General features: G+C 35.2%; 19 protein-coding genes. 14 read left to right on the top strand and 5 right to left on the bottom strand.

Annotated features, from left to right (window positions below; all coding sequences use genetic code 11):
* Positions 1–27: 27 nt before the first annotated feature.
* The 12 genes from NIZ91_10555 (at position 28) to NIZ91_10500 (ending at position 11169) form a co-directional block, all read left to right on the top strand.
* The gene (locus tag NIZ91_10555; GenBank protein USY53212.1) at positions 28–1257 is read left to right on the top strand and encodes an iron-containing alcohol dehydrogenase; all 1230 of its coding nucleotides are present in this window, start codon (positions 28–30) and stop codon (positions 1255–1257) included.
* Positions 1251–2684 carry an aldehyde dehydrogenase family protein gene (locus NIZ91_10550; GenBank protein USY53211.1) on the top strand — a complete coding sequence of 478 codons (1434 nt, stop codon included), beginning with the start codon at positions 1251–1253 and terminating at the stop codon, positions 2682–2684. The genes NIZ91_10555 and NIZ91_10550 overlap by 7 nt, the downstream gene beginning before the upstream one ends.
* A gap of 55 nt (positions 2685–2739) precedes the next feature.
* A complete protein-coding gene (locus NIZ91_10545; protein ID USY53210.1) occupies positions 2740–3363 on the top strand; it encodes a cupin domain-containing protein in 624 nt (207 codons plus the stop codon).
* Between the two features lie 6 nt (positions 3364–3369).
* A complete protein-coding gene (locus NIZ91_10540; GenBank protein USY53209.1) occupies positions 3370–4068 on the top strand; it encodes an alpha/beta hydrolase in 699 nt (232 codons plus the stop codon).
* Between the two features lie 14 nt (positions 4069–4082).
* Positions 4083–4865, top strand: coding sequence for an aldolase/citrate lyase family protein (locus NIZ91_10535; protein USY53208.1), 783 nt, complete (start codon positions 4083–4085; stop codon positions 4863–4865).
* Between the two features lie 152 nt (positions 4866–5017).
* On the top strand, positions 5018–5728 hold the full coding sequence (locus tag NIZ91_10530) for a class I SAM-dependent methyltransferase (GenBank protein ID USY53207.1): 711 nt from the start codon (positions 5018–5020) through the stop codon (positions 5726–5728).
* A gap of 71 nt (positions 5729–5799) precedes the next feature.
* Entirely contained in the window at positions 5800–6285 is a 486-nt protein-coding gene (locus NIZ91_10525; GenBank protein USY53206.1) for a hypothetical protein, read from the top strand.
* Between the two features lie 37 nt (positions 6286–6322).
* Positions 6323–6697: a DUF5412 domain-containing protein gene (locus NIZ91_10520; GenBank protein USY53205.1), complete on the top strand. Its 375-nt coding sequence runs from the start codon at positions 6323–6325 to the stop codon at positions 6695–6697.
* Between the two features lie 207 nt (positions 6698–6904).
* On the top strand, positions 6905–7195 hold the full coding sequence (locus tag NIZ91_10515) for a hypothetical protein (protein ID USY53204.1): 291 nt from the start codon (positions 6905–6907) through the stop codon (positions 7193–7195).
* 964 nt (positions 7196–8159) lie between these two features.
* Complete coding sequence (gene zwf, locus NIZ91_10510; GenBank protein USY53203.1) at positions 8160–9650, top strand: glucose-6-phosphate dehydrogenase; 1491 nt, start codon at positions 8160–8162, stop codon at positions 9648–9650.
* A gap of 264 nt (positions 9651–9914) precedes the next feature.
* Positions 9915–10583 (top strand): fructose-6-phosphate aldolase, encoded by a 669-nt coding sequence (fsa, locus tag NIZ91_10505; protein ID USY53202.1) that lies wholly within the window; start codon positions 9915–9917, stop codon positions 10581–10583.
* Positions 10584–10692: 109 nt separating this feature from the next.
* Complete coding sequence (locus tag NIZ91_10500; GenBank protein ID USY57051.1) at positions 10693–11169, top strand: hypothetical protein; 477 nt, start codon at positions 10693–10695, stop codon at positions 11167–11169.
* Between the two features lie 497 nt (positions 11170–11666).
* Here NIZ91_10500 and NIZ91_10495 read toward each other — a convergent pair whose 3' ends face one another.
* The 5 genes from NIZ91_10495 to NIZ91_10475 form a co-directional block, all read right to left on the bottom strand.
* Complete coding sequence (locus tag NIZ91_10495) at positions 11667–12512, bottom strand: STAS domain-containing protein (GenBank protein USY57050.1); 846 nt, start codon at positions 12510–12512, stop codon at positions 11667–11669.
* 405 nt (positions 12513–12917) lie between these two features.
* A complete protein-coding gene (locus tag NIZ91_10490) occupies positions 12918–13436 on the bottom strand; it encodes an NAD(P)H-dependent oxidoreductase (GenBank protein USY57049.1) in 519 nt (172 codons plus the stop codon).
* 50 nt (positions 13437–13486) lie between these two features.
* On the bottom strand, positions 13487–14134 hold the full coding sequence (locus NIZ91_10485) for an SDR family NAD(P)-dependent oxidoreductase (protein ID USY57048.1): 648 nt from the start codon (positions 14132–14134) through the stop codon (positions 13487–13489).
* A gap of 55 nt (positions 14135–14189) precedes the next feature.
* Entirely contained in the window at positions 14190–14627 is a 438-nt protein-coding gene (locus NIZ91_10480; GenBank protein ID USY57047.1) for a MarR family transcriptional regulator, read from the bottom strand.
* 707 nt (positions 14628–15334) lie between these two features.
* Positions 15335–15790, bottom strand: a complete 456-nt coding sequence (locus NIZ91_10475) for a hypothetical protein (protein USY57046.1) — start codon at positions 15788–15790, stop codon at positions 15335–15337.
* Positions 15791–16199: 409 nt separating this feature from the next.
* Here NIZ91_10475 and NIZ91_10470 point away from each other — a divergent pair, with 409 nt between their 5' ends.
* Complete coding sequence (locus tag NIZ91_10470) at positions 16200–16778, top strand: GNAT family N-acetyltransferase (GenBank protein ID USY57045.1); 579 nt, start codon at positions 16200–16202, stop codon at positions 16776–16778.
* A gap of 11 nt (positions 16779–16789) precedes the next feature.
* Positions 16790–17284, top strand: a complete 495-nt coding sequence (locus NIZ91_10465; protein USY57044.1) for a hypothetical protein — start codon at positions 16790–16792, stop codon at positions 17282–17284.
* The last annotated feature ends 2 nt before the right edge of the window (positions 17285–17286 follow it).

Here is a 17286-nt window from a genome sequence, read left to right as displayed (position 1 = left end):
TGAATGCGCATTCAAACAGGAGGAAATATGATGACTTTAACTGTTAAAAATATAAATCGAGCTTTACCTACTACGTACTCTAATTTTTTAACCATAGAAAACCTTCGATTTGGACTTGATTCAGTTTATTCGTTACCTGAAGAGTTGAAAAAGTTGCGTGTGAAAAAAGCTGTCATTATAAGCGATAAAGGGATAGAGCGCGTTGGCATGGTTCAACATGTCCTTGAGCTAGTTGAATCAGCGGGGGTACAGGCAACGACCTTTACAGAAATTGAAGGTGAACCAACATTTACATTGTTAAAAAGAGCAATAGGTTTTATGAAAGAAGTAGAAAGTGAAGTAATAATTGGAATTGGTGGTGGGAGTGCGCTTGATGTCGCTAAAGCTACGGCGGCACTTGCAGATAAGGAGTATATAGCTCCCTACTTAAGTGGAGAAGAAACTATTTCATCTAGAAGTATTAAATGTATTCTGCTTCCCACCACCTCAGGAACTGGATCAGAAGTAACAATGAATGCTATTTTTGGAGACGAAGAGCAAGAAATTAAAAGAGGTATTGTCAGTAAATATCTTCTTCCTGATCTGGCAATAATCGACCCTTACCTCACGCGTTCATGCCCACCACGAGTAACCGCCGCTTCTGGAGTAGACGCTTTTACACATGCTATTGAGTCCTATGTCTCAGTAAATGCTACGCCGTTAACGAAAATGTATGCCGAAAAAGCAATGAAATTATTTAGTTCAAATATCACCAAAGCAGTTCATAATGGTCAGAATATAGAAAGTCGTATTGGAATGAGCTGGGTAAGTGTTCTTGCAGGCGTTTCATTAGCTAATGCTGGCGTAGGAGCTGTTCATGCTCTAGCGTATCCTCTTGGAGGCAAATATCATATTGAACATGGAATTGCTAATGCGCTGCTTTTACCTTTTGTTTTTGAAAAGGTTGGAAGAACATGTACTGAAGAAATGGCAGAAGTAGCAATGTACCTCGAACTTGGAGATTATACAACAAGACCTCACGATGCACTCAAAGCAGTCGTACACTACCTTTACGACTTATTAACCACCCTTGAATTACCGACTTCGCTAGCTGAACTTGGAATAAAAGAAGACGATTTACCAGTCCTTGCAGAGCAAGCCTCACAGATCGATCGCTTACTAGTTAATACACCGTATCAACTCAATGAAAAAAGTATTTTAGAGATTTATAGAAAGGCATTTCAAGGTGTACTGAAAGGAGGTGAAACGCTATGTTGAAACATGAAGTCGCACAACAGCTGTTTATTAATGGTAAATGGAAAGCCGGCAGTGACTTCTATGACTTAACATCTCCCTACAGCAAAAAAATGATTGCTAGTGTGCCTTTAGCAAATGAAACTGACGTAGAAGCTGCAATAAAAAGCGCTCATAAAGGTGCAGAACAAATGCGACAATTAACTTCTCTAGAACGATCTGAAATCCTAGAAAAAGTGTCAACTATTTTTAAAGAAAAAGCTGAACAGGCAGCAGAAATTCTTGCATTAGAATGTGCTAAGCCTATCAAGGATGCCCGCGCTGAAATATCAAGAACCATTGAGACGTATAAGTTTGCTAGTGAAGAAGCGAAACGTATCCATGGAGAAATTATTCCAATGGATGCTGCCAAAAACGGTAAAGGCAGGTTAGCTTTTACCGTTCGTGAACCTTTAGGAACTATCGCAGCCATTACGCCGTTTAACTTTCCATTTAACCTTGTTGCGCATAAGTTAGGACCGGCTTTTGCTGCAGGTAATTCTGTCATTCTTAAACCTGCCACCCAAACACCTTTAAGTGCTCTATTTACGGCCCGAGCTTTTGAAGAAGCTGGTTTACCCGCAGGAGCATTAAATGTAGTTACTGGTAAAGGAAGCGTTATTGGTAACCAATTGGTTAAGGATTCAAGGATTAAAATGATAACTTTTACAGGAAGCTTAGAAGTAGGTCTAGATATCAAAAGGCAATCAGGATTAAAGAAAGTAACCCTTGAGTTAGGTTCAAATTCAGCTGTTATTGTTGATAGCGTTGAACATCTTGGTGATGTTGTAGAGCGTTGTATACAAGGAGCCTTTAGCTATGCAGGCCAAGTTTGTATCTCCGTGCAAAGAATTTACGTCCAAAAAGAGCTTTATCATCTCTTCCTTGAAAAGTTTATTGAAAAAGCAAAGCGCCTTATTATAGCCGATCCTCTTTTAGAAAGCACTGACCTCTCTTCAATGATAAATATATCGGAAGCGGAAAGAGTAGAAAAGTGGATTCATGAAGCGGTAGAAGCAGGGGCGAAAGTTGTATGCGGGGGTCAACGTGAAGGAGCTATTTTACAACCTACCGTCATTACAGAAGCAAAGCAAACTTTACCTTTAAATTGTAAAGAAGCTTTTGCTCCTATTGTTACCATCACACCTTATGAACAGTTAGAAGAGGCAATTACGTTAGTAAACAACTCAGAATATGGATTGCAAGCCGGTGTTTATACAACGTCTATTCGCAAAGCTTTTTATGCCACAGAAAACCTTCAAGTTGGAGGCGTTATGATAAATGATATTCCTACGTACCGAGTTGATCAAATGCCTTATGGAGGAGTGAAAAATAGCGGCACAGGACGTGAAGGCATTAAATATTCAATTGACGAAATGACAGAGTTAAAACTAGTTAATTTTAAACTATAAGCATAAGCCTTATTTATCTATCAATTAAATTAATTTATGGAAAGGAAGTTTCTTTATGCCAACACAACAACCTAAAATCAAACGCCATATCTCAAGTGAAAAAATGGAGGAAAACTGGATTGTTCGCTTTGATGATTTAAAGTCAAAGTCAATTCCTCTAATGTTTATCGACAGTATTATTCCGGGCCATCAACGACTGAATTATGCTCTTATTGGAGATACAGCAAGTGAAAACGATGATTACTCTCCTGAAATCACTGAGCCACATGGGTTTCAAATTGGAATGGTAAAAGCACCTCCTGGAAATGGTCCGGCTTATCATACACACGACTACATCGAGGCGTTTCTTCCTCTTTCCGGAAAATGGCGTTTTTATTGGGGAAACAGTGAAGACGAAATTGAAGGTGAAACAATCATTGAGGAATGGGATTTAATTTCACTACCTCCAGGTCTATGGAGAGGATTTGAAAACATTAGTGACGAGGATGCTTGGATTTTTGCGGTACTTGAACAGCATGAAGTATTTAATGGAAAAGATCCATATTGGTCTCCTCAAGTTATAAAGAAAGCTGCAGAGCACGGCTTTTATGCAGATGAGTTAGGTAAGATGATTAAACCTGACAACTTCAGCGAACTAGAAAAGAAAATGGCAGAAAAGCTCCGTTCTGGAGAAAAATGATACAGAATGAAAGAACATCTATTATTAATACCAGGTACTCTGTGTGATGAACGATTATGGAGCCATCAGCTGAAAAATCTAAGTCATGTAGCAAATCCTAACGTATTTATACCAAACCAAGGAAATTCCATTGAACGCATGGCACAGCTATTACTTAAAGATGCACCTGAAAACTTTGCGCTTGCAGGGTTATCTTTAGGTGGAATCGTTGCAATGGAAGTTGCGCGTCAAGCTCCAGAAAGAGTAACGAGGTTAGCTTTTTTAAATTCAAATCCGTACGGACCTAGACCAGACCAGTTAACGCAGTGGGATGAGCTTATTAACATGGTTAAGAAGGGTCAGTTTGAGGATATTGTGGAACATAAATTGCTTCCTAATTTAATTCATCCTAGTAGACAAAGTGATTATCCACTAACCTCTACTATTCGTGACATGGCAAATAAGATTGGACCCACCGCGTATATACAGCAATTACAAGCAGTCTCAACAAGACAGGATGCTCGTGAAAGCTTAAAGGCTATCAAGGTGCCAACACTGCTTTTAGTTGGGAAAGAAGATAAAGTTTGCCCGCCACCTCTTCATGAAGAGATGGCGGCATCTATCAAACATTCCCACCTTATTATTTTAGACAACTGCGCGCACTTAAGCAGTATAGAGCAGCCTATAGCTACTACAGGTGCTCTATATAATTGGTTAACTCTATAGCGAAAGGAGAGTTTATGTTGATTAATCATGTAAAGGAAAAGCTTAAAAAAGGAGAAAAAGTGCTGGGAAGCTTTATTAGCTTTTATTCACCTAATCTTATTGAGATGATTGGTTATGCTGGCTTTGATTTTGTCATTATTGATGAAGAGCACGGGGCATTTAGTCATTCAGAATTAGAAAATATGATTAGAACAGCAGAAGGAGTGGGCGTAGTTCCGATTGTGCGAGTTTCTTATGACCAATCTAGTATTCAAAAAGCATTAGATAGAGGCGCAATGGGCATACAAATACCTATGGTTAATTCGCAAGCAGATGCTCTTGAGGTCGTTAAAAAAGCGAAATTCTCTCCTTTAGGCAAGAGAGGAGTAGCTTACTCACACCGAGCAGCTCGCTATGGAAAAGATGCAGGTGAATCATTTTTAAACGACTCTGATCAAAGTATTATCGTATTGGCACATATTGAAACGATGGAAGCTGTGAGAAACTTGAATGAAATTGCCAATGTTGAAGGTATTGATGGCATTTTTATCGGTACTACCGATTTATCAGTTGATATGGGGTATAAAAAAGAAGGAGCGCAGCATCCGGAAGTTCAAAAAGTTTTATCATTACTATATAGAAAAGCATTGGAGACAGATATGATTATTGGAACGGTAGCTAGTGATGTTAACGGAATCCAGGAGTCATATAAAAAAGGCGCCCACTATGTAGGAGTTGTAGGAAATTCCATCATCATGTCTGCTTTAGAAAGCGTCGTTAAAGATAATCGAGCAACTAAACAAGCCATACATCCTTAATAATGAGAGTCGATGAGCCTTTATCTTATAAAAGGCTTTTTTTATTAAATTTTTAAAGTGATTTAGAGCTTGTTTATTGCGATTAATACTAAAAAAGGATAAAATTAACATTATAATATTTTACGATATTAGTTGAGGAGAGATGAGACGAGATGAGTACAGAGACGTTCTACGAACAAGTAGGAGTTGCTATGACGTGCAGATCCTACAAAGAGTATGAAGAGATGTTTATGTTAGATGAGAGCCTTTTAGGGAAAGGGCCAATTCTAGATGTTGCAGGAGGAGCGTCTTCTTTCAGCACTAAAGCGAACGAACAAGGATATGATGCTTTTGCTGTTGATCCTTTGTACAACCTATCTTTTGAAGAGATGATGTGTAAAGGGCAAAAGGAAATGCAAGAAGCTAGTGAAAAGCTAAACAAAAGTCTCTCAAGTTTCTCTTGGGAATCATATGGAAGCTTAGCAAAGCATATCGAGATTAGAAAGCATTCCTTGGATCTTTTTCTCAATCAGTATCAAGAAAAAAAAGCCAATAAACGATTTGTATACGGAGCATTACCAGACCTACCGTTTAACAACGAAACGTTTTCTCTTGTTTTATGTAATCACTTTTTATTTTTGTATGAAGAGCAATTTGATTTCAATTTTCATTTACAGGCCATTCAAGAACTAATTCGAGTTACTAAAAAAGGTGGAGAAATACGAATCTATCCTCTAGTGAATTTTAGAGGTGAACGCTACCCTTATTTAAATAAGCTACTAGATACGTTAAGCAGAGAGAGTTTATCTGTAAAAACGATTAATACACTGTTTCGGTTTGTCCCTGCTGCAACAGAAGTATTAATAATTAAAAAAGCGGATTAATAAATAGAAGCCTTTCTTGTCCACGAGGAAGGTTTCTTTATGCGAATGTTATCTAAAAGGAGAAATTGGACGTGAGAAACAAATATAAGCTTTTACTATTGGCTGCTCTAATCATTACAATCTCTTGGGGAACTATACATTTTTTAAGTCAGGACAAACGAACAGCTAAAGCTTTTGCTGAAGAATTTTACGCGATTCAGCTCCCACCTAAAACAACTGTCATTGATCAGAACTTTAATTATGGTGTTTTCTATGGTGGAGGACCTTGGGGAAGCGGGGGACGACCAACAGTGGTTGCTTATAAAAAACTTTCTTCTGAACTCAGCGAAAAAGAATTGGTTGATTATTATACTAGCAACCCACCGTTAGAAGGGATAGAGATATACTTTAAATGGGAAGAAAAAGGTGTAACAACCGCTGATAATGAAAAGAAATGGTATGAAGGGAAAACACCTAAACAACCGAGTGAAGAAAATAATACTGGTTCTCCCATAGAAGTTATCATTCAATTACGAGAAGAATTCGAATCAGCTTTTGGTGAGTTTGCTAGGCCTTAAGGTGTTTACTAAACATGTAAGAAAAGAGGAGAAGAAATTGAAGAAACGCTACATATTGGCTTTTGCTTCAATCAGTATTTTTTTAGCTGTAGGGTTTATTTGGTGGTTTCTTTTTGCACCTAGTCGCCTGCAATTTGTTCCAAAAGGAGAATATGTTTCTCAAAGTACCTCTCCTAACGGCGAATATGTAGTAAAGATTTATCGCTCGAGTGGTGGGGCTACTACGCCTTTTGCTATTAGAGGAGAATTAACTGATACAAACAAGGTTTTTAATAAAAAGAAAAATATTTATTGGAACTATCCTGAAGAAACAGCTGAAGTCACGTGGGTAGATAATCAAACAGTTAATATTAGTGGTCATATATTGAATGTTAAAAAAGATACATTTAATGCGAATGAGGCAGGTAATTAGCTTCTATTTTATAAAGTTTATAACGTTAATGTTTCAGCCAATCTTTATTTTTTAAAAGTGGCGAAAAAAAGTGAGAAAAGTAATTCTAAATGAAGAAAACAAATATAATTTAACTATAACGCACATTATGGTAACTGATTTTGAATATCCTGACAGTGGTATAGCTTTTCATGGTGAAATCCTTGTTGCAGGGAAGGTGAGAGTGAATTGGCAATAGGAATTGCACTATTGATTTTAGTATTAGGTATTATGTTTGCTCGTAAATTAAGTCAAGGAAGATCATCTAAAAGAAAATATCTAGTATGGGGCATAACTACAATGTTGATAATAGCTCCATTTTTTTCATGGATAGCATCTATCCTATTTGGTATTAACCAGCGAGATGGTTTCGCAGCAGCTGGATTGTTGATGTTATTATTTCCAATTTTCTTTTTAATAGGGTTCTTTACTCTTCTGATAGGAATCTTTAAAAAAGAAAGTATTAATGAATCTATTTAATAAATCAAGCAGCTCTAGATAAAATATTCTAGAGCTGTTTTGCTTCTCGTAAGAGGGTTTATGCTAATAATCTTGGTAAATTGTATTCATTCATTTATCTTTCTTTATAACATATTAAAATGTAATTATAAGGAAAATAAGGGAGATTGCTTTTTGCTTATTAAATTTATTGGTATGGTAGCAGGGCTTATGATAGCTCTAATAAACATTTTCGATCCTGGATTTCATGTTTTTATGCGTTGGATAATGGTTATTTGCGGTTTCTTAATATTTATCTCTCATTTAAAAACGACCTTAGATAAAAAGAAAAATACAGTAGTTAATCGAAATAAATAAGGATTAAAATGTCATTAAAAAATATCTAATGTTATGATTAAATACTTTTTACTATCTGACACCCCGAATATGAAAGCTAGAATAACACTCTGCTATGCGACCATTTAAAAGCTAAAAGACGTGCTATATATAGGATGTCTTTTACACGTTCCAAGAAAAATTATTATCGTAACTAATTTACATATAGCATGTGAATAATGAAAGCAGAGACATGTATTAATCATTAATGTCGGAGAACATGTAGCTTATTAAGGTAGACATAAGCACTTATCTATGTACACAAGGAATAGGAGCTAATTTTTTCTCCCTTTATGAAAGGCACGTATTATAAAGGCAGAGTAAATTCAAGTGAAAGAGTTTACACTTTTTATAGGTATACATACTTCTACTATGGACGTTATGTAAAGAAGCATTCTTTGCGCACTAGCAAGCAAAGTATATTTAGTTCTTTCTTGTTCATAATATCCTACATCGTAAAAAATATAATAATGAACAGTACGTACATATGCTGACATCAATGAATAATATGTCCTCATAATACAGATGATTAATGTTTAGATATTACTTATTGGATATGAATTATTTTGTCGTACGTGAAGAATTTTACATACTAAAAGGAGTATAGGCAATGGACTCAATGACTTTTGTTTTATTTGGAGCTACAGGAGATTTAGCTAAAAGAAAGATATTACCGGCTTTATATAATTTATTCTTAAGTCAGAAAATACCCCAGCCAATTTCTATTATTGGGTCGGGGAGAGAAGAGATGTCTGATGCTGATTTTCAAAGCCTAGTAAGAGAGTCAGTAGAAACTTTTTCTCGACAATCGGTAGATGGTCGTTCAAGTATAGATCATTTTATGGGTTATTTTAGCTATATAGCCTTAGATGCAACAAAAGCAGAAGATTATAAGAATTTGTTAAATCTCGTTCAACAACGTGAAAAAGATTTGGAAATTCCAGAAAATCGAATGTTTTATCTATCAGTAGGACCAGACTTTTTTGACCTTATTGCATTAAACATTAAGGATAGTGGGTTAGGTTCTACGCGAGGATGGAAGCGTCTGATAATTGAAAAGCCCTTTGGACATGATTTGAAATCGGCCCAAGATTTAAACCTAAAATTAAGTCAAGTATTTAAAGAAGAGGAAATTTACCGCATTGACCATTATCTTGGAAAGTCAATGGTTCAAAACTTGGAGGCTTTAGAATTTGCGAATCCCATACTTCAATCATTATGGAATAACAAACATATTGCTAATATCCAAATTACGGCAAGCGAAACGGTAGGAGTAGAAGAAAGAGCTGGTTATTATGATCAAGCAGGCGCAATTCGAGATATGGTTCAGAATCATCTGTTGCAACTCGTAATGATGACGGCTATGCATCTACCAAAAAGAATTAATTCAGAAGAGATTCGTGATGAAAAGAGAAAAGTAATGGAGTCACTTCGCCTTATAAAGAAAGAAGACGTAGGTATGCATGTTATTCGCGGTCAGTATAGTGATGGAGAAGTTCAAGAGCAGTTTGTAGATGGATATAAAGAAGAACCTGGTGTTGCCACGTCTTCACAAACTGATACGTTTGTAGCGGCCAGACTGTGGATTGATAATCCATTTTGGACGGAAGTACCGTTTTACATTCGTACAGGAAAAAGAATGAAAACCAAATCTACTCGCGTTGTGATTGAATTCAAAAACTCATTAAAATATTTGCACGTGACTGAAAAAAGAAACCTGGCACCTAATTTATTAATTATTGAAATTAATCCACATGAGCAGGTTTCTATACAGCTTAACAGTAAAAATCCATTAAATAACGGCGAACTTGAACCTGTAAGAGTAAATTTCTCATTGGATCAACAGGATGTTCCTGAAGCTTATGAACGGTTAATTTTTGATGCTTTTTGCGGAGATCCTACTTTCTTTGCTCACTGGGATGAGGTTGAGATGTCTTGGAAATGGGTGCAGCCAATATTAGAAGCTTTCGAAGAAAATCTTTTACCCCTTTATTCTTATAAATCAGGTTCTTATGGTCCTGAGGAAACAAATCGTTTACTGAACGCAAATGGATTTAAATGGTGGTTAGATGAAGATTACATTTCAACTTCGAAAGAGTGAAATTTTTAGCAAAGTATACACTCTATAAGAAAGAAACCTCTCTGCGATGGGCATGATAAGGACCCAGGGAGAAAATAATATCTATTGACACGTTTCAAGCGTCAGAAGCGTAGGACATACAATGGTTTGAATTCACGATAGAAAATGTTATTTAACTAACTAAAAACATATCACCTAATACGTGATTAAATTAAGAAATATGAGGGAAAAGGACATAGACAGGCTTATGCTAGCTAAAAAAGAATTTAATGGAGGAATGCAACTATGAAATTTTTTATTGATACGGCCAACATTGAGGATATTAAAAAAGCATATAAAGTAGGCGTTTTATCCGGTGTGACAACCAATCCATCTTTAGTCGCAAAAGAAGGCGTAAAATTTGAAGATCGCATTGAGGAAATTCTAAAAATAGTACCTGAAGTAGAATCAGTTTCGGCAGAAGTAACACCAGACGCTGAAACAGCAGAAGATATGATTGCGCAAGCTGAAGAATTAATTAAAATTAACGGCGGAGATAAAAACATTACCATTAAACTTCCAATGACAATCCCTGGTCTAGAAGCAACACGTTACCTTTCGAAAAAAGACGTAAAAACAAATGTAACACTTATCTTTACTGTGAATCAGGCACTTTTAGCAGCCCGTGCAGGTGCTACATATGTATCGCCATTCTTAGGGCGTTTAGATGATATTTCAGAAGACGGTGTTCATCTTGTAACGAAGATTGCAGAGTTGTTCCGCGTACAAAATATTGATTCGCAAATTATTGCCGCTTCTGTCAGACATCCAGACCATGTGACGCGTGTAGCGCTTGCTGGAGCTCATATCGCAACAATTCCATATGCTGTCATTGAACAATTAGTGAAACATCCTTTAACTGAGCAAGGAATCGAAAAATTTGCAGCTGACTGGAAAAAGGCTGTTAAGAACTAATTGCGCTAGCTAAAATTGTTTATGCAATGGAAGGAGCGTTAGCTGGTTAGGACTTGCTAACGTTCCTTCTTATTAAATAGATATTAACATGAAGAAGGAGTTAAATAGTATGGATTTATTAAGTAGTAAAGCAATTAAGACTACCCACGGTTTAGAAGTATATATAGATTCAGTAGAGAATATTAAGATTAACAAACTTCATCTTCCAACTGCATCCCAGCCATACTATGGAGTTAAGTTTGAAATTGATTATTTCCTATTAGAAGAACATAAATACTATGATCTTCAACAAAACTATTTTTGCCTTGTTATGAGTGAAAACTTTCAGTCAATGAAGTTAAAGGAACCAGAGATGCAAAGTTTGTTTGGTGTTAAAAATGAAGAAGAATTTAAAGCAACCAAACATCTTTTAAGTGACTGGCTAATCAAAACAAATGCTTACAGAGAAGCAATCCTCCAATTTCTTACTAAATATGAAAAGGATAACTCAAAAGTAGAAACGAATGAAGAGAATGAAAACATCACAACATTCTTAAAGAAATTATTAGAGTTGAAAACAATAGATGTAGAGCAAGCTCCTATCTAAAAGAAAGATGTAGTGCTTTCACTCTCTTTTGTAAAAAAGCCCCAGAACTGATTTAATCGTTCTGGGACTTTTTTATTATAGAAGAGTTTATATAGTATGTAATGACAAAATAAAGGTCCCCGTAGTCATGGATTTTCACTTTCACTACGTTATTGTTATGGTGCACTAGAAATGTCTGTATTGGAATATGCCATGTGAATTGATGGTATATAGACTATAGGAAAGGGTGATAATACTGAAGTAATCTAACCTGAGCTTACCATATTATTTATTACTGGGTGCTTTCTCGGACAGCCCAGAGACAAAGGGAAAAGCTTTAATTAGTAAAGCTGAGATGAAAGAGAATATAAAAATATACTTAGATACTAATAAAGGGTTATCAAATGCAGTAATTATTTTAAAGAAATAGTAGACTCTAATGAAAACTGATTAATAATGTCATCCAGAAAAGATTCAACCTTTTCTGGACAAGTATAGTAGCAATACAAGTTTATAGATTAATATGTTTTGGATGCCGCAATTGCTTGTTCTAGACTAGATACAATGGACACTTTACTGAAATCAATTCCGATTTGAATAGCTGTTTGTGCAATTTCAGGTCGAATGCCTGATAATGTTGCTTTTACACCAATTAAGCTTAATGATTCAACTAATTGGAAGATTTGATGAGCAACCATTGTATCAATAACGACTACTCCGGATAAATCAAGTAAAAGGTGACGAATCCCCTTATCTACACACTGGTTTAAAGTATTTTCAAGGATAAACTTAGCGCGGCCGGTATCAATCTCACCTACAATAGGGAGTAGAGCTAAGCTTGAGCTTAATGAAATGATAGGTGAGCTCAATTCTATAATTAATTCTTGCTGAGCCTTCAAGCGTATTTGGGAATGTGCATGGTACTCCCTAGTGAATACAGTCATAACGTAGTTAAAATTTTTAATAATAACACGATTCCACCTGTTGATTGTTTCTTGTGAATAGCTTTCACTGCTTGTCCGAACGAATTCTTCAATCAGATCTAAATACTGATTTTGCGTAACAAAAAACTCATGTAAAATGAGGTCGATCGGGGTATTTAAATGTTCTTCGTCTTTTGAAATTGCACTAATCCATTCATCGAAATGGATAGAAAATTGTTCACTTGATTCATTATTATCAAAGATTTTACAAAATCGAGTGTGAAACTCATGATTTTGCTGTTTTACTTGGTCAATCACGAGTGGGTCACTTGAAGCATATACACCTAATGAATTTTCTTTATCTAAGGATTCATACCATTTTTCAGTCAAAGACCATGTGCGTTCAACTAAAAAATCGTACAATTTATCATTTCTATGCATCGTTTACTATCTCCTTATACAAGTGATGGCTATCAACAAGTTTTCATTTTATAGACAAAAAAATAGCTATTTTCTTATAAAGAAAAAAAGCCTTTGATTTAAAGGCTTTTTCTGCTTTTAAATTTAGTGTACATGCAGGTTTCACGTTATTAAATTTTAAAACAAATCCCTTTGTGCTTGTTTCATCTTATCATATTACTATAGCGAAAAATACCTTTTTTAGTGTATCTATATTCACAAGGAATATTTAGCTACCAGCAGTTAAAACATGTAATTATACTCAATATGAAGAGGTGTTTTTATAACAAGAACCTAAAGCGTAGAACTATCCCAGCTAATAGATGATTTATTGTTTTAAGAATACATAAAATCATCTTATTGATATAGTGAGTTAATTTTTGTGAATCACTGTAAATGACGCACAAACTTCTCTGCGCTCTCTTGCACTTCCTCTTCTGTTAGTACCCGTACGCCATGAATAGTAAACGTAGGCAAAAATTTCATTCCTGTTAGATTAGCCATTGCTTGGAATGGCTTTGTTAATTCACTCATACTATATGCGTTATATCCTCCAGCTTGATAAGCTTCCTCTGGACCGCCTGTTGAAATAGCTAACATAAATTCTTTTCCGTGTAGCTTTGTTCCTTCAGAACCATATGCCCAGCCATAAGTTAGAACTACATCTTGCCATTCTTTTAATAGTGAAGGGCTGCTGTACCAGTAGAAAGGAAATTGGAAAACGATTTTTTCATGATTTAAAAGTAGTTGTTGCTCATAGGCGACATCAATGTGACCATCAGGGTATTTTTCATACAAGTCATGAATTGTTATATTTGATTCTTTTGCAAGACGATTTTTCCATGCTTTATTAATAATAGAATCCTTTAGATTAGGGTGTGCTAAAATAACTAATGTTTTTTTCATTATGTGCAGCTCCTTTAATATTTGTATATACAAATTAAAATGCAAAAAAATTATTTCTCTTCGTAAACAACTTCAACTTGATCTTGTTTCTCATACATTTCGTAAAAAGCCTGGGCGATATTCTCAGGAGAGAAATAGGTTCCTTCTTTAACAAAACCTTTGATTGTAAGCGTTCCAACATATATACTCTTTGGTTGTAACTCTTGATGAAGGCTATAGGCTAAGTTGCGAATACCTGCTTTTCCAATTGCTAATGAAGCATACCCTGCATAGGGTTCTAAAGCTAATCCGCCACCAGTTAATATGATAGCACCGTTCTTCATCAACGGAAGAACTTCTTTAACACTAGTTAGAGCTCCAGCTACGCTCACTTTAAAATCTTCTATTAGCTGGTTTGTACTAAGAGTTGTTGGTACGCCAGGCTGTCCAGCAGCAGCATTGTATAATAAAACATCTACGTTGCCAAAAGTAGTAAGTACTTGTTTAATAGCTGCTTTTAACGATTCTTCTGAAGAGGCATCTCCAGGGAAACCTTGAGCAGTAATGCCGTCATTTTTTAATTCGTTCACATACTCTTGTAGTGATTGGTTACTTCGAGAAATTAAGGCAATTTTAAAGCCTTTTTCTCCAAATTTCTTTGCGGCTGTTAGGCTAATTCCTGGCCCAGCACCTACAATTAATAATACTTTTTCAGACATAGTTTAAAACCTCCTCATCACTTTATTTGTATATGCAAATGAAAAGGTAAAAAAATTACGATTTGCTTTCTAGCTTATTACTTGCCTCATGAAGAGTTTTACTTAAGTCTTCGCTGAATTCTTTACCTAAGACTTCAGAATAGCTACTAAATAATTGTTTTAGTGCTTTTCGAAATTCGACGTACAGCTTTTCGCCTTTATCTGTTAAAGAAATAAACGTCTGTTTTCCTTCAGCTTTTCTAGTGACAAGCTTTTGCTTTTCGAGTTTATCAATAAAGCGTGTGCTTGTTGAAGGAGCAATTGACAATTTATAGCACAGCTCTTTTTGAGTAATACCAGGGTGAAACTTTACAGTCATAATCATATAAAGGTGTGAAGGAGCAATTCCATCAAAATTAAACGTATCCTCAGCTAATTTTGTAATATTACGAGCAAATCTGCTTGCGGTAAAGTACAAACAATGTATAAGTACTTCTTCTTCTTCGTGCATCATGGATCAACCCTTTCAATCATTTGCATATACAAATTAACATGAAACGTTTATAGAGTCAACTAACTTATAGGTGAATTTTCTTTGATTTCTATCAATGTTACCTTAGCGCTTTGATTTTATACAAAATAAACAAAAAGTGAAGGGTGGACAAATCTTCATAAGTCAGCTCTGCCGGTGATGAAAAGATAACAACGCTTTTACTTATTAAGGGATTAGACGTTGAAGCTGAAAAGATGACGTTAAGACATCATTAGATACAGCCAAAAAGCACGAACACATCGTAAACTTGCTTAATTTACACACCCTTCAATAAAAATTTTGAAGGGAAAGGAGGAAGAGGAGTCTGATCTTACTATATATAACACTGTTACTACTTGGTGCACTTACAGTTGTTCCTATTGTCATTGTAGTTGGCCAGACATTGATTATAAGGAAATTCCCAAACAATTGCTATACTCCATTCGACTATATATCAGCTCACACAACGGAAGAATTTCATGAAGAAAAAGAAGAAATAGCAGAAGAGAATAAAGATGGAGATGGTAAGTGAGTAACTTAGCAAAAGCAATAAATAAAGTTAACCTCATTACCTAAAAGAAAGCTTCCCAAAATGGTTAGCAAGCTTTCTTTTTAGGATAAGAGCAGCTGTTTGTTAAATTATTTTATGATATATTAAACAGCTAAAAGTTAGTTTATAACATGTTCGATTAATCAATTCTGTATCTTTCAGAACCAATTAGAATGTAGTCTTTTGTAGTGTATGAAAAAATCACATACTCATCGCAAACTTCGTAAGAGTATTCTTCAAGTGTATTGCTTTTTTGATCTATATAGTGCATGAAGGCGTGTTGGAAGTAACCGTTTTCAATCTTGATTTGTCCTAATCTGCACATCTCGTCATGTGTTTCCTCAAGCCATTTTGTGATTTGGTTATCTTTTTCTTTTCTTTCTAACAGGTGTTGAAATTTATCTGTAACATCATCAATCTGTTCTGTTTCCTTATTAAACATAAATAGCTTTTCCCTTGTAGAACGTAAAGAGTTTCTGTAGTTATGGATATTTTCAATTAAATAATCTTCCGCATTTTCTTGAACATAAATAGGGTAGCTACCTACTAACCCTTCTTCTTCTGTAAACAATACAAGGTAGTATAATTCAAACATTTAATCTCTCCCTTCAACTGTATCTTTTTCTTATTTCTTGAGCATTTTTCTCCTAGTTATTTATGAAACACTTTATATGTTATGAAAGCGTACAACGATACTATGCTTCGCAATTTATTTTCGGTAAAAGGTGAGCTATATGTATCATACAAAAAGGCTCATTTTTCTAAGAAAGGCTTGTACCTTTATTAAAATATGAATAAAATGGAAAATAATTAATATTTTGTATCTTCGACCGAAGGTAAGGTTGAGGAAAAAGCTATTCGGGCTGGTTGCGCTTGCCTTTAGAATAGCGTTATTATTTTCTTCTTTAACGAATATAAAGTTCAGCTTGCTAATGCTAGCCAAACTAATAAAGAGATTGAATTAAATCAAAGAATTTTATTTTATAACCAAGGAAGTGATTAAAGTGAATCCAGTTTTATTTGATTTTCCAACCGAATTCTATACAGAAAGACTTTTTATTAGAATGCCGCTTCCTGGAGATGGAAAACTCATGGCTGAAGCGGTAAACTCATCAATCGAAGAATTTAAGCCATGGCTACCGTTTGCTCAAGAAAAACAAACGGTTGAAGAAGCAGAAGCACATATTCGAAAGTCTCACGCAGAGTTTCTACAAAGAACGAATTTACAGCTTCTAGTTTTCTTAAAAGACACAGATGAGCTTATTGCTTCATCAGGATTGCACCGTATTAATTGGGATATACCAAAATTTGAAATTGGCTATTGGCTCGATTCTCGCTTTAGTGGAAAAGGATATATGACAGAAGCAGTTGAAGGAATTGCTGCCTTTGCGTTTAAAGAGCTACATGCAAAAAGGCTAGAAATTAGATGTGACGCTAGAAATAAAAAAAGCCGGGCAGTAGCGGAAAGAGTAGGGTTTAACCTAGAAGGGATTCTTGAGAATAGTGCCATGACAGTTGATGGATCAGAGATAAGAGATACGTGTGTTTATGCAAAGGTCATTAAAAATAAGTTGGGGATTTAGAAAGAGAACAAATGATGAAAATTAGAACAATGTTCTCCGTAGCGTCTCTATGTATATTACTTATCCTAGGTGCTTGCAGTGTAGCAACAAATAATCTAGAAACAGAGATGGAAGTTCATTCAGAAATAAATAGCTTATCAGATGAAAAATTTAGTCATATAGGGACAACCGGTTTAAATGATGCTTCAAAAGAAGACTTTCGTAAATTTTCTTTTACTTTTTTATTAGAAGGACCAGAAGAAATTTCAAATATAAAGATCGCGATACCTGATTTTAAGAAAACCATCGATTCCATAGATGGCAAACGCTATTGGTACGGTGAAGGTTCTGGGGAAGAAAACAATGAGAAGATGACTAGAGAATTTGTTTTTTATTCTAAAGGATTAACGAATGAACAAATAAAAGCAGCATTCAAATCTGTCGAGGTGAATGCTAAATGGAAAACGATAGACAAAGAGGAGAAAGAAAAAACGATAAATTTAGAGGATATTTTGAAATTTAGATAAAG

Source organism: Bacillus sp. 1780r2a1 (assembly GCA_024134725.1).
GTDB lineage: Bacteria > Bacillota > Bacilli > Bacillales > Bacillaceae_H > Priestia > Priestia aryabhattai_A.
Note: the sequence above shows the minus strand (reverse complement) of the source record. Positions and strands in the feature narration are given on the sequence as shown.

Bases quoted from the DNA above. Each gene is read 5' to 3' on its own strand.
- NIZ91_10555 (USY53212.1), top strand. From the start codon at position 28: ATGATGACTTTAACTGTTAAAAATATAAATCGAGCTTTACCTACTACG.
- NIZ91_10550 (USY53211.1), top strand. From the start codon at position 1,251: ATGTTGAAACATGAAGTCGCACAACAGCTGTTTATTAATGGTAAATGG.
- NIZ91_10545 (USY53210.1), top strand. From the start codon at position 2,740: ATGCCAACACAACAACCTAAAATCAAACGCCATATCTCAAGTGAAAAA.
- NIZ91_10540 (USY53209.1), top strand. From the start codon at position 3,370: ATGAAAGAACATCTATTATTAATACCAGGTACTCTGTGTGATGAACGA.
- NIZ91_10535 (USY53208.1), top strand. From the start codon at position 4,083: ATGTTGATTAATCATGTAAAGGAAAAGCTTAAAAAAGGAGAAAAAGTG.
- NIZ91_10530 (USY53207.1), top strand. From the start codon at position 5,018: ATGAGTACAGAGACGTTCTACGAACAAGTAGGAGTTGCTATGACGTGC.
- zwf (USY53203.1), top strand. From the start codon at position 8,160: ATGGACTCAATGACTTTTGTTTTATTTGGAGCTACAGGAGATTTAGCT.
- fsa (USY53202.1), top strand. From the start codon at position 9,915: ATGAAATTTTTTATTGATACGGCCAACATTGAGGATATTAAAAAAGCA.
- NIZ91_10500 (USY57051.1), top strand. From the start codon at position 10,693: ATGGATTTATTAAGTAGTAAAGCAATTAAGACTACCCACGGTTTAGAA.
- NIZ91_10495 (USY57050.1), bottom strand. From the start codon at position 12,512: ATGCATAGAAATGATAAATTGTACGATTTTTTAGTTGAACGCACATGG.
- NIZ91_10490 (USY57049.1), bottom strand. From the start codon at position 13,436: ATGAAAAAAACATTAGTTATTTTAGCACACCCTAATCTAAAGGATTCT.
- NIZ91_10485 (USY57048.1), bottom strand. From the start codon at position 14,134: ATGTCTGAAAAAGTATTATTAATTGTAGGTGCTGGGCCAGGAATTAGC.
- NIZ91_10480 (USY57047.1), bottom strand. From the start codon at position 14,627: ATGATGCACGAAGAAGAAGAAGTACTTATACATTGTTTGTACTTTACC.
- NIZ91_10475 (USY57046.1), bottom strand. From the start codon at position 15,790: ATGTTTGAATTATACTACCTTGTATTGTTTACAGAAGAAGAAGGGTTA.
- NIZ91_10465 (USY57044.1), top strand. From the start codon at position 16,790: ATGATGAAAATTAGAACAATGTTCTCCGTAGCGTCTCTATGTATATTA.